Annotated in this window: 17 protein-coding genes and 1 pseudogene; 12 read left to right on the top strand and 6 right to left on the bottom strand. The window is 68.2% G+C overall.

The annotated features are described in order from the left end of the window. Nucleotides 1–248 precede the first annotated feature (248 nt). From F8566_RS31850 to F8566_RS53100, 3 genes and pseudogenes are all read left to right on the top strand, one after another. Nucleotides 249–1,229 carry a conjugal transfer protein gene (locus F8566_RS31850; RefSeq protein WP_151565576.1) on the top strand — a complete coding sequence of 327 codons (981 nt, stop codon included), beginning with the start codon at nucleotides 249–251 and terminating at the stop codon, nucleotides 1,227–1,229. A gap of 74 nt (nucleotides 1,230–1,303) precedes the next feature. Further along, nucleotides 1,304–1,588 (top strand): hypothetical protein, encoded by a 285-nt coding sequence (locus F8566_RS31845; protein ID WP_151565575.1) that lies wholly within the window; start codon nucleotides 1,304–1,306, stop codon nucleotides 1,586–1,588. Between the two features lie 89 nt (nucleotides 1,589–1,677). After that, nucleotides 1,678–1,923: pseudogene (locus F8566_RS53100) on the top strand (conjugal transfer protein); the annotation flags it as partial. Here F8566_RS53100 and F8566_RS52420 read toward each other — a convergent pair. Beyond that, a complete protein-coding gene (locus F8566_RS52420) occupies nucleotides 1,860–2,144 on the bottom strand; it encodes a hypothetical protein (protein WP_264159476.1) in 285 nt (94 codons plus the stop codon). The pseudogene F8566_RS53100 and the gene F8566_RS52420 sit on opposite strands and share 64 nt — an antisense overlap. Before the next feature lie 1,486 nt (nucleotides 2,145–3,630). Then, entirely contained in the window at nucleotides 3,631–4,095 is a 465-nt protein-coding gene (locus F8566_RS51665; protein WP_225993728.1) for a hypothetical protein, read from the bottom strand. Between the two features lie 519 nt (nucleotides 4,096–4,614). Between F8566_RS51665 and F8566_RS51660 the strand changes: the two genes are divergently transcribed. The 5 genes from F8566_RS51660 to F8566_RS31820 all read left to right on the top strand — a co-directional run bounded on the left by F8566_RS51660 (nucleotide 4,615) and on the right by F8566_RS31820 (nucleotide 12,304). Next, nucleotides 4,615–5,493 (top strand): MinD/ParA family ATP-binding protein, encoded by an 879-nt coding sequence (locus F8566_RS51660; RefSeq protein ID WP_225993727.1) that lies wholly within the window; start codon nucleotides 4,615–4,617, stop codon nucleotides 5,491–5,493. An 85-nt stretch (nucleotides 5,494–5,578) separates the two neighbouring features. Next, nucleotides 5,579–8,083 (top strand): ATP-binding protein, encoded by a 2,505-nt coding sequence (locus tag F8566_RS31835; RefSeq protein WP_151565573.1) that lies wholly within the window; start codon nucleotides 5,579–5,581, stop codon nucleotides 8,081–8,083. A 176-nt stretch (nucleotides 8,084–8,259) separates the two neighbouring features. Next, entirely contained in the window at nucleotides 8,260–10,587 is a 2,328-nt protein-coding gene (locus F8566_RS52415) for a type IV secretion system protein (RefSeq protein ID WP_151565572.1), read from the top strand. Beyond that, entirely contained in the window at nucleotides 10,587–11,234 is a 648-nt protein-coding gene (locus F8566_RS31825; protein WP_151565571.1) for a hypothetical protein, read from the top strand. Before F8566_RS52415 ends, F8566_RS31825 begins: the two co-directional genes overlap by 1 nt. Further along, complete coding sequence (locus tag F8566_RS31820; protein ID WP_151565570.1) at nucleotides 11,231–12,304, top strand: C40 family peptidase; 1,074 nt, start codon at nucleotides 11,231–11,233, stop codon at nucleotides 12,302–12,304. The genes F8566_RS31825 and F8566_RS31820 overlap by 4 nt, the downstream gene beginning before the upstream one ends. 416 nt (nucleotides 12,305–12,720) lie before the next feature. Here F8566_RS31820 and F8566_RS31815 read toward each other — a convergent pair whose 3' ends face one another. The 4 genes from F8566_RS31815 to F8566_RS31800 form a co-directional block, all read right to left on the bottom strand. Continuing rightward, entirely contained in the window at nucleotides 12,721–13,245 is a 525-nt protein-coding gene (locus F8566_RS31815; protein WP_151565569.1) for a hypothetical protein, read from the bottom strand. 205 nt (nucleotides 13,246–13,450) lie between these two features. Next, a complete protein-coding gene (locus F8566_RS31810; protein WP_151565568.1) occupies nucleotides 13,451–14,041 on the bottom strand; it encodes a hypothetical protein in 591 nt (196 codons plus the stop codon). An 89-nt stretch (nucleotides 14,042–14,130) separates the two neighbouring features. Then, nucleotides 14,131–14,439: a YrhB domain-containing protein gene (locus F8566_RS31805; protein WP_151565567.1), complete on the bottom strand. Its 309-nt coding sequence runs from the start codon at nucleotides 14,437–14,439 to the stop codon at nucleotides 14,131–14,133. 14 nt (nucleotides 14,440–14,453) lie between these two features. Next, the gene (locus tag F8566_RS31800) at nucleotides 14,454–16,112 is read right to left on the bottom strand and encodes a toxin glutamine deamidase domain-containing protein (RefSeq protein WP_151565566.1); all 1,659 of its coding nucleotides are present in this window, start codon (nucleotides 16,110–16,112) and stop codon (nucleotides 14,454–14,456) included. Nucleotides 16,113–16,584: 472 nt separating this feature from the next. Here F8566_RS31800 and F8566_RS31795 point away from each other — a divergent pair, with 472 nt between their 5' ends. The 4 genes from F8566_RS31795 to F8566_RS31780 all read left to right on the top strand — a co-directional run bounded on the left by F8566_RS31795 (nucleotide 16,585) and on the right by F8566_RS31780 (nucleotide 22,634). Continuing rightward, on the top strand, nucleotides 16,585–16,887 hold the full coding sequence (locus tag F8566_RS31795; protein ID WP_151565565.1) for a DUF4282 domain-containing protein: 303 nt from the start codon (nucleotides 16,585–16,587) through the stop codon (nucleotides 16,885–16,887). Between the two features lie 173 nt (nucleotides 16,888–17,060). Further along, on the top strand, nucleotides 17,061–19,334 hold the full coding sequence (locus F8566_RS31790) for a serine/threonine-protein kinase (protein WP_225993698.1): 2,274 nt from the start codon (nucleotides 17,061–17,063) through the stop codon (nucleotides 19,332–19,334). A gap of 70 nt (nucleotides 19,335–19,404) precedes the next feature. Then, complete coding sequence (locus tag F8566_RS50230; RefSeq protein WP_192809957.1) at nucleotides 19,405–20,721, top strand: response regulator receiver protein; 1,317 nt, start codon at nucleotides 19,405–19,407, stop codon at nucleotides 20,719–20,721. Then, nucleotides 20,721–22,634: an AAA family ATPase gene (locus tag F8566_RS31780; protein ID WP_151565564.1), complete on the top strand. Its 1,914-nt coding sequence runs from the start codon at nucleotides 20,721–20,723 to the stop codon at nucleotides 22,632–22,634. The genes F8566_RS50230 and F8566_RS31780 overlap by 1 nt, the downstream gene beginning before the upstream one ends. Nucleotides 22,635–22,819: the final 185 nt, after the last annotated feature.

The raw sequence follows: 22,819 nt of genomic DNA, 5'->3' as shown, positions 1-22,819 counted from the left end.
TCGCCGGGTGGACAGGGGATCGTCACCGTTTGGCAATCTTTCCGGGTCCGGCGGAGGTGGATTGCATTATCCACAACCGCGTGCCGGGGCTGTGCTTCGCCGCGATGCGCTGGAACAATTGACGCTCGTGGTTACTCTGGGCCTGTGGTGGGGTCCGGAATGACCCGCACCGGCACAGGATCAGGACAGGACGACGCGCCGACCGGGGGCGAGGCGCGAGCGGAGGCGTGATGGCTCGCAGGTCGGCCGTGAGACACGGTCGTGAGACTGCTGTTGTCGAGGAGGTCCCGGCGACCGGCCTCGGCCCGTCCGCCGACCCTTGGGACGTTCCAAAGCAGCGGCGCGGCGACGGCCGGGGCGGTGGTCGCTGGGGCGGCTCGGGCGGGCGCTGGTGGGTCTGGCTCGGACGTGCGGTCCTGTGGGCGGTCATTCTCGTCATCCTGTTCAACGGCATCAGGGCTCCGTTCGAGCGCTTCACCGCCAGCGAATCCGGATCCACCACAACGTCGAAGCCGAGCAAGGCCGCGCAGTTCCCGGCCAGTGCCGCGAGTGCGTTCGCGATGCAGTTCGCGACCGTCTACCTCAACTACGATCAGAGGACGGCGCCCGCGCGCGAGACCCAAATACGAACGTTCATCCCCGAGGGTGCGGACGGCCAATTCGGCTGGAACGGCGTCGGAACGCTACAGGTCAACTCGGTGCAGGTCGCCGGAGTGGACGCGCGGGACGCCAACAATGCGATCGTGACCGTTCTCGCCCGCAGTCAGGACAAGTGGCTCCGCCTGGCGGTGCCGGTCTATGCCAAGGACGGCGCGCTGGTGATCTCCGGCCGTCCGGCATTGCTCCCGCCGCCCACCCGGGCGACACTCCCGCAGGCCGGTGTACGCGACCGGGACCAGGCACTGGAGACCGAGTTGAAGGCGGTGCTGGGTCCGTTCTTCCAGGCCTACGCACAGGGAGACCCGGCGGCGCTGGCACGCTATGCCGACGGCAAGGCGCTCTCGGGTCTGGCGGGCGCGGTCACGTTCTTCCAGGTCAAGGAAGTAGTCGCCCCCAAGGGTCCGGCGGGCGAACGTACGGTCACGGCGACCGTGGCGTGGCAGATCCCCGGCACCGGGGGCGGTAACGGTGGCGAGCTTGAGCAGGCATACCAGCTCGAGATGGTGAAGAAGGGCGCGAACTGGTTCGTGAGAGACATCCGCGGCACGCCCGGACAGGGCGCATCATGAGAGGCCGCGACGTGAGACAACCCCGGGGTCTGGTCTTCCCCTCATATCCCGCCGACCTAGGAAGGTAGTGGTCGATGCTGCACCACATCATGGCGTCGATTCCCCACGAGGTCTTGGCGGCGCCGAACGACGAGCTCAAAACCGATGACCTCGCAGACTTTCTGCGGCAGTTCTTCGGTCCGTTGTTCTTGGTGATCGTGTCCATTGTGGCGATATTTTTTCTGTTCACCCGTGAGATCACGCGCTTCGTGCAATTCATTGTTCTGGCGATCGGGATTGGAGTGGTCTTTTACGTACCCAACATCATCGAAACCATGGCCAAGGCGATCGCCAAGGCTCTGGGAGTGGACGTGACCTGACCCCCGGATGGCGGACACCGAGGTCGGGGCGGCCCCGTACGGGGCTGCGGCAGGCGACACTGTGCTTGCACAGTTAGGGGAGTAGGGGCGTGGATCTACCCACGTACACGAACATATGGCGCATTGAGAAGAGGCTCTACAAGCTGTACGACCTGCGGCTTCCGATGCCTCTGCCGCTGGTCCAGATCGGCGTGTTCGCCGGTGTGTTCGTGCCGTGGATCCTGTTGCTCTTGTTCGTCGGGATCCCGTTCGAGACCCCCTGGCACGTGCTCTACATCGTGCCGCCTGGGGTCCTGACCTGGCTGTCGACGCGGCCGGTCATCGAGGGCAAGCGCCTGACCGAGCTGCTGATCTCGCAGGGGCGGTACGTGGCGGAGCCGCGCACCTGGTGCCGGCTCACGCCCATCCGCGAGCCACGCGAAGTCGTCATCGTCGCCCGCGTCTGGCGGCGCCCCGAGGCCCCCGCCCCGATGGCCGCGCCCGAACGCGCCGCCATCAAGTCGCGCCGGAAGGCACGCAAGGCGAAGAAGGCCCAGCCGGTCGTCCAAGAGGTCACCGTGCCGACCGCGGCCTCCCTTCTGCCCGGCCCGGCCCTTGTGGACGCGCCGCAGCCGCTCGCCGAGTACGCGGCGCAACATCCGAACGCCCAGCACGTTCCGCCGGCTCAGGCCGCGCTGCCAATGCCCGTTCAGCAGACTTCCGATGTGCACGCTCAGCGAGCCAGCGCCACAGAGGGCGTGGCGCAGCGGACCGGTGTGCAGCGGGTCGCTGCCGAAAACGGAGAGCGGACCGCTGCGCCGGAACCTGCCCTCGCGCCAGGCGCACTTGGCACGGAGAACGATGTGCGCGTGGCAGGCCCTGCCCCCGAGCGCGCGCCCGTACGTACAGCCAAGCCCTGGCGACGTACGACCCGTGAGATCGCGCATGAGGACGATGTCCAGGTCGTGGCGCAGGAGTCCGCGGACATCGACCATCCTCCGGCGACTCCTCAACTTGAAGTCCCCCCTGCGCGAGAGCAGGAGCCTGTCGGCTCGGGCAAGCGCGCGTTCGCCTCGGGTGTCCGTCGGCCGGGTGCCGCAGCGGAGTTCTGGACGGCCATCAACCAACCGGCGGAGGCGCAGTCCGGCGAGGCGTCGGCGACTCCGCCCGCTTCCGCCACCCGCCCGGACATCCAGCAGCAACGTCCGTCCGATACGCGTCCGGACATCCAGCAGCAGCATGCGTCCGCCACGCGTCCGGACATCCCTCAAACTCCAGCCACACCGCCCGCAACCAGGCCAGACATCCCCAAGGTCCCTGGCGCCTTCGGCACCGGGACGGCCGATGGCGATGCCGAATGGCGTCCTGCCAAGGAGCAGCCCGCCGCCGAAGGTTCAGTGGAAGAGCCCCAGGCCGATGCCATGCCTGCGGGTGACGAGAAGCCTCGGCACGAGGGTGAGCTTGCAGGTGAACGTTCGGCCGCGCCTGCCGATGCCGATGCGTCGGCCGACAGTGCCCCCGAGGCTGCGGAGAGCCAGACAAAGGCCGAAGATGGCGCTGGCAAGGAGCCCGAGGCGCCTTCCAGCGAATCCCCCAGAACGCCAAGCGCACGTGCCTCACGACGAGCCCGCAAGGGACAACCGGCTGAGGGATGGCCAGGAGCAGTTCCCTGGCCGCACCGTGCCCAGCCGCCGCAGAGCGGACAAGAGCCGCCCCACGACCAGGATGCGGCCCGCATCCATGAACCGCAGTCGGATCAGGCGCCCCTGAGCGCACGACTGGAAGGTCCGCCGGAGTCGCCGGTCGGCCAGGAGGCGCCGGTCGGCCAGGAGGCGCAGCGCGGCCAGGAGACGCAGGCGAGGGCCGAGTCGCAGGCTGGCCAGGAGCAGCGGCCTGAGCAGGCCGCGGAACGTGGTCGGCCGGAGAACTTGTCGGGACAGCAGGCTGGGGCCGAGGCGCAGGGTATGGCCAGGGCGCAGGCCGGCGAGGAGCCCGAACCGGATGCGGACGGGCGGCTTGGCCCTGAGTCGCAGGTCGGCCGGGAACAGCCGTCGGGTCCGGCATCACTGCGTGGCCGGCTGGAGGGCGCGGCCAGGGCGCAGTTTGGCCAAGGGACGCAGCGCGGCCAAGAGTCGCAGTCGGGCGAAGAGTCGCAGGCTGGTCGGGAGCCGCAGCCTGAGCAGGCTGCGCAACATGGTCGATTGGAAGGTGTGCCAGGAGCGCAGGCCGGGCAGCCGCCACAGCGTGGCGGCGACGAGGCGCGGTCGGGCGAGGAATCGCGGGCCGGTCAGGAGCAGCGGCCTGGTCAGGAGCAGTGGCCTGGACGGGCCCCGGAACGTGCTCGGCAGGAGAGCTCGTCGGGACTGCAGGCGGAGGCCGGGGCGCGGGCTGGTCGGGAACGGCAGCCTGAGCGAGAGCCACAGCGTGGTCAGGCGCGGGCCGGCCAGCGGCCTGGGGCGGATTCGGGTGCGGATCCACAGGCGGAGTCCGCGCAGGGCGGTCGGCAGGCTGGGCCGTGGCGCGCGCATCGGCAAGAGTCGGATGCCGCGCGGCAGTCGGGTCCGGGGGCGGAGCCCGGTGTGCCTGAGCGGGGACGTCAGCCGCAGTGGGGTCAGCAGCCTCGATGGGGGCAGGGAGCGCAAGCTGAGCCTGAGTCGCCCGCCGCCGCTTCGGCGGAGGGGCGGGCCGGTGAGGGGGCTCGGAGAGAGCCGCCCAAGCCTTGGTCCAAGGGACTGTCCAAGCCGGTGAGGGCGTCGACGACGGACGCCTTGGTGTGGCCGCCTGTGGCTTCTCCTCGGCGCGAGGGGCCAGAGGATTCGCCGCAGCGGTTCCCCACGGGCGGGCCGCCGCCTCGGCCGCCGCAGGGGACGCCGGTCAAGCCACCGGCACCGCAGCCGCGGCCGCCGGTCGTTCCGGCAGAGCAGACTCCACCGCCGCGTGAAGTGCGTTCGGGGCCGGCGTCACCGGTGCGGCCACGGCCGTTGCCGCCTCCTCCGGAGGCGCCCCCTTCGGAGCCGGCGATCACGCCGCCGGGGCCCGAGCACGAGGTGAGCACGGGCGGTCTGCGGCGGCTCATCCAGGCCGTCGGCGGCGGCCATGGCGAGGCGGACGCGGAGTACGAGGCGCGGCTGCAGCAGCCGTTCCATGGAACGCGGCACATCGTCGTGCTCGGTTGCACGGGCGGCGCGGGGCAGACGGTGACCGCGCTGATGCTCGGCCACACGTTCGCGCAGCACAACGGCGAGCCGGTCGTGGCGATCGACGTCAATCCCGGGCCCGGCGCGCTCGCGCGCAGGACGCGAAGTGAGACGAACGAGACGCTGACCGGGCTCATCACGCGGGCCGACCAGGTCAACAGCCTGACCGCGATGCGGCGCTACACCTCGCAGGCCAAGTCCGGGCTCGATGTGATCGCGGCCGGCCGCAATCCGCTGCAGGCGCTGGACGACCGGGACTACGCCCTGGCGATCCGTACGATCGACCGCTTCTACTCGGTGACGCTCCTCGACGCGGCGGCGGCCGTGGTGGCGCGCGTGCTGCCGTACGCGGACCAGATCGTGCTCGTCGCGCCGGCGAGCTCGGACGCGCCGCGGGCGGTGTCGATGACGTTCGAGTGGCTGGACGGCCATGGTTACGACGAGCTCAGATCCCGGGCCGTCACCGTGATCAACGGGGTGAGCCGGCGCAGCATGGACGACGTCGAGCAGGCCGAGGCCGTCGCCCGTGGCCGTTGCCGGGCACTGGTGCGGATCCCGTGGGACGATCACCTGAGCATGGATCGCGCGCCCCGTAACGAGCTGAAGTCGCTGCGGGCGCCGACGCGGCGTGCTTACCTCGCTCTAGCCGGTGTCGTCGCGGGTGGTTTCACCGTGATGCCGGAGCGTTATCAGGAGCTTCAGGAGCAGGAGCAGGAGGCCACTCGATGAGCCCCGCGAGCCGCCGGACGGCGGCTGGACCGAGGACCGCCGGGAGCTTGCGACCAGCGTGCGAGCCGCTGAGCGGAGCGAGGCGATGAGCAGAGCATCGAAGGCACGGTCCAGCCGGCTGGCCGTGCGGTACTTCGACGACCGGGTATTGCTCACCGACCACGCGGCCTGGGCGTACTTCCGGTTGCCGACGGTGTCGTACGAGTTCACGACGGGCGAGGAACGCGAGGCGCTCGCGACCAACATCACCATCGCGCTGGCCGGCATCCGGATGCAGGACGCCGAGGTCCACCTGCGGATCGCGCACCGCACCTACCCGGCGGCCGACTGGGCGCTCGCGCTCGACAAGACCTCCGACGGCGGCGCGGGGTGGCGCGACTATCTGGAGGAGACGTACGCGCACGTCTGGGCGAAGGACTTCTGGACCAAGGAGGTCTACCTGGGCGTACGGCTCGGCCCGCGCGGCATGGGCGCACAGCTCTCGGGCGGCGTGCTGCCGCAGTTGCTCGGCTTCTACAAGCGCAGCGAGCAGGCGCTGGGCATCGAGGACGACGCGATCGACAAGAAGGAGATCGCGCGTTGGACCGAGCAGGCTGAACGGGTCGGCCGGGCACTGGGCGGGTCCGCGCTGTACGCGAGGCATGCGGCTTCGACAGAAGTGGCCTGGCTGTTCCAGCACGCGGTGACGGCGTCGCTCGCCGATCCGCCGCCGTCTGCCGTCGCGCGGCGTACGTGGGGCAAGGGCGAGATCGAGGCGCTCGTCGAGGGCGCGATCCACAACGGCCGTTCGTACCTGAAGGTCGAGCAGCCCAACACCAGCGGCAACGGCGGCGGCCCGATCGCCCAGTCGTACGTGGCGTACCTGTCGTTCGCGCGCTTCCCGGACCTCATGCCGTTCCCGGACGGCGAGCCGTGGCTGCACTACGCCGACGCGCTGCCGTTCCCGGTCGAGATCAGCGCCCGCATGAAGCTGATCCCCCCGGCCAAGGCGTCGAAGGACGTGTCGCGCAAGCTGGCGCACGCACGCGACATGGACCAGCACATCCGGGAGGCGGGGGCCGAGGCGCCGATCGCGCTGGCCGAGCAGATCGACGCGGCGCGGATGCTGGAGCACGGCATCACCAAGGAGCGGCTGCCGTTCGTGTACGGATGGCACCGGATGATCGTGTCGGCGCCCACTGCGGAGCTGCTCGCGCAACGGGTGGACGCGGTCGTGGAGCACTACCGCGACATCGGCATCGACGTGGTCAACTCCACCGGCGACCAGTTCTCGCTGTTCCTGGAGTCGTTGCCTGGCGATCGCATCCGGTTGAACGCGTACGCCCAGCGCCAGCCGCTGCGGACGATCGCGGGCGGCATGCCCATCGCCACGGTGGACCTGGGCGACCGGCCGGACGAGAACTCCGAAGGCTGGGTCGGCCCGTACATCGGCGAGACCCTGGGCCGGGCACGCGCCATCGTGCATTTCGACCCGCTGGTCGCGGCCGCCCGCAACCGTCCCACCGCCGTTGCCATCACCGGCGAGCCCGGTGGCGGCAAGACGACCCTGGCGCTCCTGCTGCTCTACCAGATGGCGCTGCGCGGGGTCACCATCGCGGCGATCGACCCCAAGGGCGATGCCGAGTCGCTCGTGGAACTGCTCAAGGCACGTGGCCGGAAGGCCCGGATCCTCCCTTTGGGGTCGGCCGCGCCCGGGCTGCTGGATCCGTTCTCGTTCGGAGACGACCTCGCCGCCAAGAAGACGATGGCCACGGAGACGCTGCGGCTGCTTCTGCCGAGGATGTCGGAGGAACGCGAGTCCGCGATGATCCAGGCGGTCGGCGCCGTGGCCAATGCCGAACGGCCGTCACTGGGAAGGGTCGTCGACTACCTCGAAGGCTCCGACGACCCGGCGTCCAAGAACCTCGGCGCCGTCCTGCGGTCGATGTCCGAGATGCGGCTGGCGCGGCTGTGCTTCGACCCGTCCGGTGGCGAACGCATCGACACGGCGGGTTGGACGACCGTCTTCACGCTCGGCGGCCTGACCCTGCCCGACGTGGCGATCGGCCGCGAGGACTACTCCTACGAACAGCGCCTCTCGGTGGCGCTCATGTACCTGGTGTCGCAGTTCGCGCGGCGCCTCATGCACGGCCTCGACCGTCGCCTCCCAAAGGCGATCTTCCTGGACGAGGCCTGGGCCATCACATCGACGCCGGAAGGGGCCAAGCTGGTGCCGGAAGTGTCGCGAATGGGGCGTTCTCGCAACACTGCGTTGATCCTGGTCTCGCAGAACGCCGGAGACCTCTTGAATGAACAGGTGACCAACTGCCTGTCGTCGGTGTTCTCCTTCCGTTCCTCCGAACGGGTCGAGGTCGGGAACGTGATGTCGCTACTGGGGGTGGAGGCGTCCGACGAGCACAAGGCCGTACTGCGCAACCTGGGCAACGGAGAATGCATCTTCCGTGATCTCGACGGCCGAGCGGGGCGCATCGGCGTCGACCTGATCTCCGAGGAACTACAACGCTGGCTCGACACCAACCCGACCCGCACACGTCCGGGGTCATCCGAATTGACAGCCGCGGGGGCCGAGGCCGAGGAGGTCAATCGATGAGGCGCCCCCGACGTCGAGAGGTCCGCATCCAGCGCTCGCCCGAGGAGGGTCTCGATAGGGCTGCCCTCTTCGATCGCTCAGGCCGCCCTCGGCGACCTCGAGCCCGTGCAGCGGGACACCCGCGACGAAGGCGAAACCGCCGCACGGCGGTCCTGCTCTTCATCCTCGCCTTCTTCATGCTCAGCCCGTTCTCGCCGGCTGTCGCGGACATTCCGCTGCCGCCGGGGTCGAATCCGAACGATGTTTGTGCACCTGCTCCGAGTCCGGCGCCCGAGCAGTACGGGTCGGGTACGGACGGCCTGATCAAGCCGCCGGACTATCCGAGCCAGAAGCTGAAGACCACTCCGGTCCAGGACCTCACGTACTACGACCGGTACGGAACGGCTGGCCAGAGCTGGTACGCGGTCGACATGGGCTGCTCGGACGCCATGGCGATGATGGGCAACGCCCTCGCCAACACCACGTTCACCCTCGTCCGGGCGATCGACCGTACGACCATCAGCGTCTACCAGGCGGCGGCGTCGGAGTCGCTGCTCAGCTGGCTGAAGGACACCGTCGACGGTGTCATCACCGGGATCGGCAAGACCTTCAACGCCCGCTACTGGTCGTGGGTGGTCATCCTCGGCGCGATGTGGCTCGCCTGGTGGGGGCTGGTCCGGAAACGGGCCAGCAAGGTCACCGAAGGCGTCATCTGGATGGTCGCCGCCATGGTGGCCCTCATCTGGCTGATCGCACGACCGGCTGACTTCACCACGCTGGGTACGAAGGTCTCGGAGGCCACCAGCGCCGCGTTCAACGCAGCGCTGCCGCAAAGCGATACCAAGGGCGGCACCTGCATTCCCACACCGCAGGGCCAGCCGGATCCGCTGAAGTCGGCGGAAATCGACGCCACAACGCGCAACGCCAATGGCCTTTGGGTGGCGCTGGTCTGCAAGCCGTGGCTCATGGGTGAGTTCGGCACGACCGACCCCAACGCCAAGGTGGTCAAGGACAACGCCGACAAGCTGCTCTGGGCACAGGCGGTCGATTTGCCCGAGACGCACGGTGGCCAGAAGGTCGACCTGGCCAAGAAAGCCGACGCGTACAAGGCCGTCTCCAAGGACATCAAGGAGAACCACGCAGGCGTCTACCCGGTCTTCCAGGGCAAGAACTGGACCAGCCGGTTGGCAGTGGCCTTCGGCGGGCTCTTCGCCGCACTTGTCGCCGGCATGCTGATCATGGTGATCGCGATCGCGCTCATCGTGGTGAAGATCGCGTTCCTGCTGTTGCTGGTCGCTGGGCCGATCTTCCTGGGCATCGGCATCCATCCGGGCATCGGGCGGGTGATCGCCATACGATGGCTCGAACTGCTGTTGTCGATGCTCCTCAAACAGGCGGCGCTCATCGGCGTCCTGTCGTTGTTGCTCTGGGCGTACGGGCTGATCCTCGGCGAGACGTTGCCGTGGGGCCTGCAGATCCTGCTCATCGCACTCGTGACGTTCGCCGCGTTCATCTACCGCAAGCCGTTCCAGCATCTCTTCTCCGCTGTGGGCTATTCGGCGGTGGGCGCACGTGACAAGGGCGAGGCACAACTCGACAAGTCGATACTTGAGGCGCGCAAGAGCACCGCAGCGGTGGCGACAGCGGCCGTCCCTGGCGCCGCCGGGTATCGCCTTGCCCGCTGGGGCAAGCGCGACGCGGCAGCCGAATCCGGCGCCGTTGCCGACGCCTCGGCGGCTGGGACCGGCGCCGTCACCGACCGGCGGAGCGCGATCGGCGCGGCCGGTGCGGGGGAGGGCTCCTCGCCGGACGCCGCGCCCGTGTTGGCCGCCAAGCCTCGCAGTGGCGCGGCCGCCGCACAGGGCCGTTCGAGACGTGGCGCACCGCCGCTCAACCTGCCGACCCGAGCAGGTGTGGTCGGCGACTCCCGTCGGGAGGGCTCGAGTGTGCCGACGGCCCGAGGCTCGGACGGCCCGTCCGCCGGCGGGACGAGAGGCGGGGACGGCGGGAAGTCAGCCGGTTCCGGCATCGGAATCAGCCGCCCGACTTCATGGACCGGACGACCGTCGAGCGGAGGGGCGCCCAGCTCAGGCGGTACCGGTGGCTCAGCGGCAACCGGTGGTGGAGTCGGCGCAGGCACTGGCGCAGGGGGAGCTGGCGCAGGCGGTGCTGCGGCAGCCGGTGGAGGCTGGTTCAAGGGCAGCGGACGTTCGTCCGGCGGAGCTGTGAGCGGCGGCGGCCGGGGGCGTAGCCGAGCAGGCGGCGCAGGATCCTCCGGCAGCCAGGCTCGCGGCCGGAATGGTGGCGGCTCTGGCAACGGTGCTCCGGCGAGGGGCAAGGTCGATCCGGCATCTGGCGTCCCGAAGCCTCGTACCGGCGGCGGATCCGGCGGGTCGAGTGGATCTGCTGGCGCAGGCAGTAGGCAGGAGCCGCCGCCCCTGTGGGGCAAGCGTGGTGCCGAGGACGGCCCACCGATACCGTTCTGGCTGCGTCCGGTCGAACGTGAGTCAGAACGGGAAGAGTGATGAATCTGACGGACCGCCAACGCAAGCTCCTCTTTGTGGGACTCGTGGTGGCACTAGCCGTCGTCGGCGTCTACCTGACGATCGCGGCGCCCGACCGTGACTCGTCGGACAGCGCGACTCCTCGTACGACTCCGACGACGGCGGCGTCCTCCGGCCCGACGGGACCTGCCTCACCCCCGCCGGGAATCTCCGGCGCCGTCGCGCCGAGCAGCTTCGACATTTACCGTCTCCTGCCCTTCTCGCAGCGGGAGTTCACCACGGCGGCCGACCTGGCGCAGCGCTTCGTCGCGGCTCAGGGCACCTATCGCTTCGATGAGGACCCCAAGGTGTTCACGGCTCGATTGGCAGCCTTGGTCACCGAGCAGTTGCGAGGCGAGATTGAACGCGGTGCGACCGCACCCGGCATTCTTGACGAGCGCAGATCACAGCAGATTGTTGCGGAGGGCACCGCCACGCTCGACCGGGTCCGCGACATCGAAGACAACTCGATCATCTTCCTTGTCACGGGCAAGCAACAGATCACGAAATCGGGCAAGCAGAGCACCGACAGCAAGCAGTACGCGGTGACCGTGGCACGCGACGGTGGATCACTCAAGGTTTATGCCTTCGAGCCTGCCGACGCCGGGCAAGCGGGAGACACCGGATGAACCGTCGCAGGGTGGTGTTCGCCGTCGCGCTCGCCGGTGTCGGCATCTTGTTCAGCGCGTTGATGGTTCTTCCGGTCCTATTCGGTGCAAGCCAGTTCTTGTACGGCGGCGGTGTCGGCAGCGGCGGCTGTGTGGACGTCTCTCAGGCTGGAACCCAGCCCGCCGCAGCGGGGGACGCGCGTGCGATCCCCTCCAACTATCTCGCCCTCTACAAGAAGGCGGGCACGGACTACGGAATCCCCTGGAACGTCCTAGCCGGCATTGGAAAGGTCGAGACCAGCCATGGCACGTCCAAACTCCCCGGTGTCAGCAGCGGCGAGAACTACGCGGGTGCAGGCGGCCCCATGCAGTTCCTCGAGGCCACGTTCAAGGCCTTCGCAGTAGACGGCAACAAGGACAACAAGAAAGACCGCTACGACCCCGAAGATGCCATCCCCTCAGCCGCCCGCTACCTGAAGCACAACGGCGCCCCAGAACGTATGCGCACGGCGCTTTTCATGTACAACCACTCCTGGGACTACGTGAACCTCGTCCTCGACTGGGCCAAGAAGTACGGCGGCGGCGACTTCAGGGTCGTGCAGTCCAACGGTGTCGAGTGCCAAGACAACAACCTTCCCGCCAACGTCCAGGGCGTCGTGCAGCGCATCATCGCCTTCGCCATGGCGCAACGCGGCAAGCGCTATGTCTTCGGTGCCAATGGCCCCGATGCCTGGGACTGCTCCAGCCTCCTCGAAGCCGCCTACCGCCAGGTCGGCATCACGATCCCGCCCGCCACCTGGGGCCAATGGCCGTTTGGCGTACGAGTGGACAAGGGCACCGAACAACCCGGTGACCTGGTCTTCTTCAACTCGGGCCCCGGCACGTCCGCGAACCGCCCCGGCCACGTCGGCATGGTGATCGGCCCCAACAAGATGATCGTCGCCAGCTGCTCGACCTGCGTGCCGAACATCGGCGTGAAGCCCTACAAGCGCTCCGACTGGGTCGGCACGACCCGCCCCCTGGCCCGCCCTGACATCAAGAAGAAGCTGGCCGAACTCCAGGCCCAGGCTGGTGGCCCCACCGGAGGCTGACGGCCCAGACATACGCGCCCTTGAGAGGCCCTGACAGAACCAGCGAATGGCCTCGGCAGCAGAAGATCGCCGCCGATGAGCACCCACATGTGCAAGTGGTCTCGACCAGTCCAGTTAGCCGGCCCTGCGATTGCTCCAGCAGCAGCCGTTGCAAGGTGTCCCACACCCGGCATGGTGCCGTTCGGCCAGCCGCCGGTGGCACGTCAGCCCAGACCCAGATCCCAGCTCTTGGGGCAGGAACTCCTACCGGACTCTCTTACGGATTCCGGTTTGCAGCACGAATCGTGGCGGGCGTGCGACATGGAAGATAGCGCGGCGAGCGTTGTCGGCTGTGCACAATCCGCACGGTACGTTGTGGCCGCCCAGCCGCTTGCGCCGAATCGCGTTCGAGTCGGGTCGGCGGTGACCAGGCGCGTTCAGGCTCGCTCGAAGGTGAGGTCGAAGTCCTTCCGCCAGGTCTTGCCCTCGTCCTGGGAAGCCTCCCAGCGTCCGAGGATGCGATCCTTGTCGACGTCGGCGATGAAGCGCTGGTGCATGTCCGGGTCTTGGCGGGTCATGGTCCAGCGCCCGCCGTCGAAGGTCATGGCGTACTGGCGGCATACACCGCGGTCGTCATGGTAGAGCGCGACGTAGGCGTCGTTCGGGTCGCTGCGTCCGATGACAATGGTCATTTCGGAGTGGTCCGCGCCTCCGCCGAATTCCGTCCGCACGACCAGGAAGGATTCCCCAAGGAGCTCGACGATTGTCTTGCCCGGCGTTTTGAGGTCCGGCGGCTCGAGGAACCAGGCGTTCGACATCGTTGTCGTCCACTCGCCGATGAGCCCGTCGAGCTTCGCGAGTTCGGTGTTGCGCATCGTTTCTCCGATCGGTTTGATCCGGGCGGCGCCATCTGGGCCACAGTTTCCCATGATCGCCCAAGAAGACAATGCCTCGTATGCCATGCCTTCAGTTAGGACCTCTTACACAAAAGCCTGAACACGACCATTGAGCGGTCGCGGACTTGCCTGTGCCGTGGCGCAACGCCCGGCGGACGCTTGGATCAGCCAGGCCGAGCTGCTGATGTGCTGCACGCTCCAGCTATCGCGGGAGGCCACCTCCACCTAATGAGAAATGGTCCCCGTTACGCTCCGGCCGTCCCGTGGTTGCTCAGTCGTGACGCTGCTGGTGCGTCTCCGTTGACTGGACGGCTCGCGGGATCTCGGTTGCGTGGGACGTCCACGGATCGAGGAACAGCTCGTACCTGTCGTTGAGCTGGTCGAGGACGTCTTGTCCCGTTGTTGAGAACCAAGCCGTGTCGCCAAGGGACTGGGTGAATGTGATCAGGGAGCTGAACACGGCGATCGTCTCGGCGTGCGCGAGGAACCCTGGTTCGTCCCCTGCCTGGCAGTAGACGATCGAACGCCGGAAGACGTCGACCAGATCCTCGGCATCGATCTGCTTGTCGAGGTATTGCGTAGCGGCGTTGACCAAGGCCGTGGCGCGTTCGCGGGGCCCATCGAGATCCATGATGTGCCCGCCCGGCTCCAGAAGGAGCACCACGTCTTCGGGGAAGACCAGCGCCAGTTGTTCGACCGGCAGGTGTTGCCACTCGGCGCAGCCGGGCGGGAGCTCCGGCGGCAGGCTCTCCTCAGAGGTGAACGCGACGACGATCCGCCGATCGTCGGTCTGCAGGACCGGCACGGCGCCGGTGGCCGCGGCCGGCACCCACACGTGGCCGACCTCTACGGGGGAAGACATGACAGGGTGATCCCTATCCTCAGTCTCAGAGCGCGCTTGGGGGTCTTGAGGACTCAGATCTCAGGGAGCAACATCGATGCCGTTCGATATTACGCGCCGCCCTCATCTGAGATTCCATGTGATGCCGCGTAGGCACTCAATTGCTGCTCGGGAGGTGGGAAGCCGCTCATCATCCATGTTTCGCCACTCTTCTTGACGACAACAATTGGGCCGAAGCCTGGTCCGATGATGTCCGCCATGTTGCGCGTTTCGACATAGCGGGCAGTGTTCCATGGGAACACGAAGCACCAGCCATGGTCCTCGACGAGGTCATCCTCAAATAGCGCGGTCGGTCGCGAGGGAGGGGAGTTTTCCGTCAGGTATCTCTCGGCCAGGGTCCGAGCGTGTTTGATGTCCATGGCTGCCCATCTGTTTACTTTGTGCGATAGAACTCAAGGTGCCCAAATTTTTCCAATAGGGCCCACGTTCCTGTTTGGCCGTCGATGAAGTGTATCTTGCCGCCACGGTTCACGACGTTGAAAACGTGACCTGACATGTATATTCCGGTCTTGGGGTCCAGCCTGCCTCCGTGTACGACGCCGCGAGCCCCGTCTCCGGCCTTTAGTAGTTCGTTGATGATTTCATCATAGTCATTCACCTGTTGGAACGAGCCGCCGGGACCGGCGTTGTCAGTGACGCTCCGCGGCCAGTCAAAGGGATATTTCGGGTTCTGTGGAACGGCTGAGCTGGGTGATTCACCGGCAAGTCTGCGATCGACGTTCACCACGCAGCTCTGGCAATTGTTTTGGAACTCCCATTTGCCGGTTGAGAATTGCGGGTTGATATTCTTCAGTTCCGGGAACTTGTAGTCAAACTCCTTCTGGCCGGCAGTGCCGGAATGTCGCGTGACCTTTGGGTTCTGGTAGAGCGGTTTTGGGGCCGGTGCCGGCTGGGACGGCATGCCCGGGTCTTCCCGCTTTGGTGAGATCGGAGAGTCGGGTGTCGGGGTCCGGGTGTTCTGTTTCCCTAGAGGGTCGGTCTTTCCGGCCTGGTCCGCTGCCTCGTCAAGGGCGCGGACGGCCCCGCCGGTGGTGACTTCAGGGGTGTCCGGTTTGGTCTTTCCGGTCTGGCGGAGTGCTGTGGAGAGCCGACTGGCCGCGCCGCTGCTGGAGCCGGTGCCCAGCGTGAGGGCGCCGATGACGATGGATGGGACGACCTGGCCGTAGGCGCGGACGGGGTCCCTCTTCCAGAGGTCCCAGTTGATCATTGCCTTGGCGAAGGCGACGGGGTGCTGCGCGCCTTGGATCAGACCTTTGAATTGGCCGATCGGTCCGCGCTGCATCCAACTGCGAGGGTTGGCCATCGCATAGGCGGGTGCGGTGAACGGATTGCTGGCCAGCCCGGTCAATCCGATGTCTTTGGTGCCCTCCCATAGGCCTGGCAGGTAGCGATGGGCGTAGTCGTTCCAGGCTTTGTTGAGGGGATTCGAGTCGGATTGGCCGAGGGCTTGGCCTAGGCCACGCACGGTGTTGTAGGTGGCTTGGAGAAGCTGTTGCTGGTCAGCCCTGAGGAGTTCGTCGCGGCGACGGATGATGTCGTGCCTCTGTCCCGCTACCCAGCCTCCAGCGCGGACGATGTTCTGGGCTGGGGCGGTGCTGAGATCCAAGCCGCCGAGGATGTTGGACAGCGCCTGGCCTGCTTCCTGCCAGGTGCGGCCTGCTCGATCCAGCTCTACGCTCAGACGGTGTAGGGCGTCAGGTGAACCACTTCGCACGTCGCCGGTCCGCAGACCACCGCGGGGTGGGCCAGGGATGTACGGCTCTCCGATGCGCGGAGGGCCGCCCTCGGCTTCGGCCGCAAGGTTCTTGACTGCATCGAACGCGCCGTAGAAGTCCGAGCGTGCGTCGCGGTGCCGCTCGGCAAGGGCGTTGAGGAGCCGTTCACCAGCAGGGCCGATCAGAGCACCCTCCAGGAGCACTGCAAACGCTTGCCGCATGGCGGGGCCATGGTCTTCGGCCAGTTGCTTGACCCGTTGCAACTGCGCCGCCGCCTGCTCCGCCCGGCTCACCGTCCAGCCCCCGGCTTCCGGCACCGCCGCATGGCGACCATTTCCGCGTCCCTTCCGCCCGTACTGCCAGAGTTAGCGCACCAGACTCACAGCGTCAACGCCGTGCGTTTCCTCTGACGTCGTATTGCAATACCCGGTGGGGTCATAAATCTGATATCGGCGGTGTGACCCTTATCTGCCAGGGCTCCGTCTGTGGAGCACGCCCTCGGGGTGGGAATCGTTCTAGGGTCGGCTGTGCAAGGCTGCCCCCCAGATAAGCCCCCAGGAGACAGCGATGACTAACCCGTCCGACTCCGGACAGCCGCAGTACCCACCGCCCCCCGGTCCTTACGGGCAGCCAGGTCCGTCTGGTCCGGCCGGACCTCCCAGGCCACCACTCCAGGGGCCGCGTCCGGGGCACGTTCCGGGGCCGCGTGAGCATGGCCCCGGGGAGCGGCCACGGCCAGGTGTGGAGCCTCAGTACGGACCGCAGGAGGGGCCACGGCCTGGCGCAGTGGTGCCGGGGAACAAGGGGCTCTTCGCGACCTTGATCGACACCAACTTCGACCACATGGTCACCGTCAAGATGATCAAGCTGATCTATCGGCTCGAGCTCATGGTGATCACGCTGCTGGCGATCGTGATGGCGTGGTACGGCCTGGCTTTTCTCCAATGGAACACCACACTCGGGATCATGACGTTGATCGCGACGCCGATCGTCTGGCTCTTCCTGGTACTGATCTCACGCATGGCGTTGGAGTTCCTGGTCAACCAGTTCAAGATCAGTGAGTACCTCAGGGCGATCAAGGACAAGATCTAGGCGGCGGCGTTAGGCTCGCGGAGTCACGCGGGCGTATAGACGGGGCAGTGCAGGTGGCCGACTTCCAGGAGACACGGCGGGACCCGGGCGTGACGGGGCGGGATCCGGGGGTGCCGGGGCCGCGGCCAGGGGAGACGCGCCGGGATCAGCCGGGGCGGCCAGGTGGGCCGCTCATGCGGTTGCCGGCCGGGTTGGCAGAGCACTTCGAGCTGGTCGCCGAGCTGCCGGTTCAGGGGGCGGAGTCGGATCTTCTGCTGGTGCGGGACGCGCTGGGGGCCGAGCACGTCGTCAAGGTCTTCCGGCGGGGTTACAACGCCGACCGGGAGGTTTGGGCGAAGCTTCCCGGGCTGGAGTCGCCCAACGTCGTGCGGATTCTGGAGACCGGGCATGCGGACGGGCGGGACTATGAGGTCACCGCTTATGCCCCGGATGGGAATCTGCGGGGGCTGATGGCGGGGCCGCTGCCGGCGGAGGCGGTGACCAGGATCGTTGGCCAGCTCTCGGCGGGGCTTGCGGCGTTGCATCGGGTCGGGATCGTGCATCGCGACCTCAAGCCGGAGAACGTGCTGATCATGAGCGCCGATCCGTTGCAGGTGGCGATCACCGACTTCGGGCTGAGCAAGGTGCTCGACCAGAGCGTGGTGTTCGCGTCGTCGTCGCGGACGTTGGCCTATGCGGCGCCAGAGTCGTTGTCGGGGCAGGTGTCGCCGGCTCGCGACTGGTGGTCGCTGGGCATGATCGTGCGGGAGCTGCTGACCGGACGGCCGCCGTTCATGGGGTTGAGTGAGACGGCGGTCGTGGACCACTTGGCGACGCGGCCCGTGCCTGCGGATGAAGTGCCCGATCCCCGGTTTCGGTTGTTGTGCCAGGGGCTGCTTACGCGGGATCCGCGCCGGAGGTGGACGGACTCTGAGGTCACCGAGTGGCTGAACGGAGGCGCGCCCCCCGTCGCCCCTGAGGCGGCCCATCCGATGGCGCCGGAGGGTGCGGGGCTGCCGTTCAACGGGCAGCGCTACACGGAACGTGCGGAGCTGGCGCGGGCGCTCATTGAGAAGTGGGACTACGCGGCGCTGTATTTCTTTGGACGGGGCGAGTCCGGGGAGGCCTGGCGGACACTTCGCGAGTGGCTGTCAGAGTTCGATGACAGCCGCATCGGATTGATCGATGGCTATCTGACCACTGGGCTGGCGCCGGACGTGAAGCTCCTGCATCTGGTGCGGTGGCTTGATCCGACGCTGCCGCCGCATTTCCTGGGGCGGCGCGTCACCTCCGAGGACCTCCCGGGACTGGCGGCCTTGGCAAAGGATCCGTCGCATTCCGATCACCGAGCGGCGTGCCTCCTGGGAAGGGAACTCTGGGATCAGCATCTCCTGCAGGTGCTGTCCGGGTTCGAGGGCGGCCGGGATCTCACGCGGATCGACGAACAGTGGCGCTCGCATGTCGCGTCTTGGAACCGCCTCGCTGGGTGGCTGCGTGAACACGAGTCGACTCCGCCGCGTCTGGCCTCCCGGTTGCCCGATGCCGGGAGCGTGACTGACGAGCGCATCGCCGGACGGGCCGCGGCTGTTGCGGATGATCCGCCGGTCGTTCTGCTGACGCTGCTCGCCTTGGCCGCGTGGCCAGCCGAGACGCGGCGTTCGCTGGCGGATGCGGCGGAACGGGCGCGCGCAGCGGTGCCTGAGCAGGTGCCGTGGTTCACCTGGCTGGTGGAGGGAGCAGGGGACGATCCGTTGCGTCTGCTTGCTGTGGTACGCGCGGCGCCCGAGGCGGTCGTGGACGCGGAGGCGCGCGCTCGGGGTCGCCATGCCGCGCAGCAAGAGGCTCAGGCGCTGCGGGCACGTTGGGACGAGAAGGAACGGGCCCGGCTCGCAGGGCGTGGGGTCGCCGTGGCTCGTGCCGTGGCGTGGTCGTTGCCGTTGCTTGCGTTCTGGCTCCTGGGGAGCTGGATCGTCGGTGCGGTCTTCGGTGGCGACGGTGACGGTGGTACGAAGTCTGTCGGAGGCGTCCAGCAAAGCTCTGGTGTGCCGTTCGCTGTGTTGGCGGTGCTGTCGTTGATCGCCTGGGCGGTGCAATGCGGCAGCGAGGTTGTGCTGGCGCGCGCGCAGGGTCGTGACTATCTGCCGTACGGACCGTGGTCGTGGATGTCGCGGCTCCTCGGCGTGGGCGGACGCGGTCTCTCCAAGGCCTCGCAGACGCTGTCCGGCGCAGCGCAACGGACAGGGCGACGCGGCTGCGGGTTGTTGCTCCTCGCGGGGACAGTTCCCTTGCTGATCATTCTCCTTCTCCTCGCCGCGGTGACCCCGGTCGCGAGCCTGCTCTGGCTGATGGTGCTGCTCGCCGCGCCCGTCGCGCACGCGGTCGCCGCCGGTGTACGGCTGCACCGCTGGCGGCAGGCGCTCGAGGGGGAGCGGCAGAAGGCCCTTCAGGATGGTGTTGAGCGCCGGTGAGCCGGTGCGACGATCCGGTGAGCTGTGTGGCACGTTCGATGCGTACGACCTATGACCAAGGAGGCGGCACGTGAGCAGCGGCGTCGAGGCCGACATCGCACTGGACGCGGCGGTCGTCCTCAGCCTGGGGATGAACCGGGTGCTGGGACGCACCGCCGGTCTCGCGGGACGCGGCGCCGAGGCGCTCGCCGCCCTCGCCGCGGGCAAGGCGGAGGCGCGGGCCGCGGCGCTGGCCGAGATCGAGGCGTACGACCAGGCGTTGCGCGCCGTTCTGGAACGCAACGCGCGCATCTCCGCACTCGCCACGACGCGTGACCGGGTCGGGGCTGACGTGGCACTGCCCGCTCCGCTGGAACCGGACGAGGGGCGGCCTCTCGACGAGCTCACCGCCTGGTGCGCCGCCACCGACGCGGCCCTCGACGCGGCCGAGCACCAGATCTCCGAGCATCTCGCAGCCGACGTCACCGCCCAGCTCTTCGCCGTTCCCGCCGAAGGCCTCACGTCAGACACCTCCGCGTCCCCGGGGCCGGAACGCGCGGACGCGGCGGCCTACGACCGCGATTTGACGAAGATTCAGCAGACGCTTGAACGTGTGTTGGCACGGCTGCTGCCCGACGCCACCGATGATGACCGGCGTACGGTCGCGGAGGCGGCCCGGCTGATCGCTGAGGCGCCCAGCGAGGCCGAGGCGGAGGGCGTCCTCACGGAGGTACGGCTGCGCATCCAGGACGCCAACCGCCGCACGGAGGAGCACCGGGCCGCCGAACGCCGCCGCGCCGCCGAGCGCGAGGCGGCCGAGCAGGCGGAAGCCGAACGCCGGTACGTACTGGAGTCCGTCACCTCGGCCTTCGAGGAGATGGGGTACGAGGTGCAGACGGGCTTCGAGACGCTGACCGCCAAGGACGGCACGATCGTTCTCACCAAGGGCACCTGGCCCGATCACAGCGTCAAGATGCGCATCGACGAGACGGTCGAGGCGATCTCCGCGCCCGCCAGCGGAGGCCCCGGCAGCGCCGTGCCCGGCAGCAGCGGCGATCCAGGTAGGACGGTGCCCGGCAGCGGCGGCCCGGGCACTGGAGGTCCGGGCAGTGCCGATTCGGACAGCGGCGGCGGCGTACCCGGGCAACGGCTGATCCGGGCGGCGATGCGGCGTGAACGGCCCGCCGAGAGTGAGGACGACAGGCGGCTGGATGTTGAACGCGAGCGGGAGTGGTGCGAGGCGTTCGAGGCCGCCAGGGCCAAGCTGGCCGAAGCCGGTATCAGGTCAAACGTGACATGGCGGCTCGACCCGGGCGTCCAGGAACTGCCTGTCAACGCCGGCGCACGGCAGACTAGGACGCGAACCGAACAACGAGAACGCCGTCGGGAACGTGAGCGGAGTGAGTGATGACTGAATCCCCGACCCTCGGGGGGCGGTTGCCGGGCTGGCCGCCGTTCATCCGCGAACTGGACGCGACGTTGTCGGTGCACTCCCAGTATGTGTTGTCGGGCAACCTCTATGACAGCTTCCTGGCGCCGCCGCTGGAGGCCGGCGGGGCGGCCCGGCTGCTGCCGCTGCGTGACCTGCTGTGGGAGTCGCTGCGGTCCAGCGGGTTCTCCTGCATGATCGTGTACGACCCGGTGGACGGCCTGCAGGTGCTGCCCGACACCGACGACGAGGTCGGCGACGAGGCCGCGAAGGCAGCCGAGCAGTTGCTGGGCAAGCTCAAGGCCGACGAGAAGCCGTCCCTGGAGGGCCTGACCAAGCATCTGGCGTCGGTGGCGCGCCCGGAGGAGAACGTCCGCGCCGCGTTCGTGATCGACTCGGCGTCCCGGATCGCCCGGACGCCCACCGACCTGGAGCCGGCCGAGCGCGACTTCTTCCGCATCTGCACGAAGCTGTCGCGGTCCGCCCGTCCCGTACGCGTCGTGGGCGCGCGTCCCAAACCGCTCTACAACCCGATCGTGTGGCTGGTGGAGCGGCCCGGCGACCTCCCGCCCTGGATGACCGCCGACAACGAGAACATCCGCGAGATCACGATCCCGCGGCCGCACCTGGGGGACCGGCAGGAGACGGCCCGGCTGCTGGCGCGTGCCTTCGGGGTCTCGGACGTGGGTGCCGACCAGGCCGCGGCCGAGGCGTGCGACGCGTTCGCCGAGCAGGCCGACGGCCTCACCCTGCAGTCGATGATCGAGGTGACCCGGCTCGCCAAGGAACGCAACGTCTCTCTGGGCGACCTCCCGGACGCGGTGCGTACGTACAAGCTCGGGGTGCTCGACAACCCGTGGAGCCGCGGCCACCTGCGCCGCCGTGTCCTTGAAGGGGAGAAGCGTGTTCCGGAGCGGGTGATCGGCCAGCCGCAGGCCGTCACCAAGACCCTCGACATCCTGAAGCGCGCCGTTCTGGGCCTCTCCGGAGCCCAGGCGACCCGGTCCGGGAGCCGCCCCCGCGGCGTGCTGTTCTTCGCCGGGCCGACCGGCACCGGCAAGACCGAACTGGCCAAGGCCATCACCGAGCTCGTCTTCGGGGACGAGTCGGCGTATCTGCGCTTCGACATGAGCGAGTTCTCGGGGGAGGGGTCCGGGGACCGCCTGATCGGGTCGCCACCCGGGTACGTCGGCCATGAGGCGGGCGGCGAGCTCACCAACGCGGTCCGCGAGGACCCCTTCCGGGTGATCCTCTTCGACGAGATCGAGAAGGCTCATCCGCGGATCCTGGACAAGTTCCTGCAGATCCTGGAGGACGGCCGCCTCACCGACGGCCGCGGCAACACCGTGCACTTCTCCGAGTCGATCCTGATCTTCACGTCCAACCTGGGCATGTACACCCAGGCGCGCGACATCACGGTCCGTCCGGATCCCGCCCACCCCGCGCCCACCAGAGTGCAGAACATCACACCCGGCATGACGTACGACGAGGTCGAGGGACGGATCAAGGGCGCGGTGGCCGAGCACTTCACCGAAGTCCTCAACCGGCCGGAGCTGCTCAACCGTTTCGGCGACAACATCGTCGTCTTCAACTTCATCTCCGCCGCCGCCGCGGAAAAGATCTTCGATCTGCAGTTCGGCAACATCTGCAAGCGGGTCACCGAGGAGCACCGGCTCGTCCTGGCCGTGAAGGGTGAGGCCCTGGCCACGCTGCGCGAATGGTGCACCAGCGAGCTCGACAAGGGCGGCCGGGGCATCGGGATGGCCCTGGAGGCCTACTTCGTCAACCCGCTGGCCCGCGCCCTCTTCGACCGCGACCTGGTCCCCGACGAAAAGATCACCGTCTCCGGAATCCACCGCGAGGGCAGCATCGTGAGCCTGGATCTCCAGTGACCGCCCAACCCCCCGACCCCCCTGACAAAACCACCCCGCCGCCGGCCAGGCTGCCCGCTGAGCCGTCGACTGGGCCGTCAGCCAGGCTGCCTGCCGTACCGCCCGCCGCCCCGCCCGCTGGACCGCCCGCCGAGCCGCCTGCCGGGCCGCCCGCCGCCCCGTCCGCCGCGCTGCCTGCTGGGCCG

The organism is Actinomadura rudentiformis, from assembly GCF_008923185.1.
GTDB lineage: Bacteria > Actinomycetota > Actinomycetes > Streptosporangiales > Streptosporangiaceae > Spirillospora > Spirillospora rudentiformis.
This window is presented reverse-complemented; position numbering and strand designations above follow the sequence as displayed.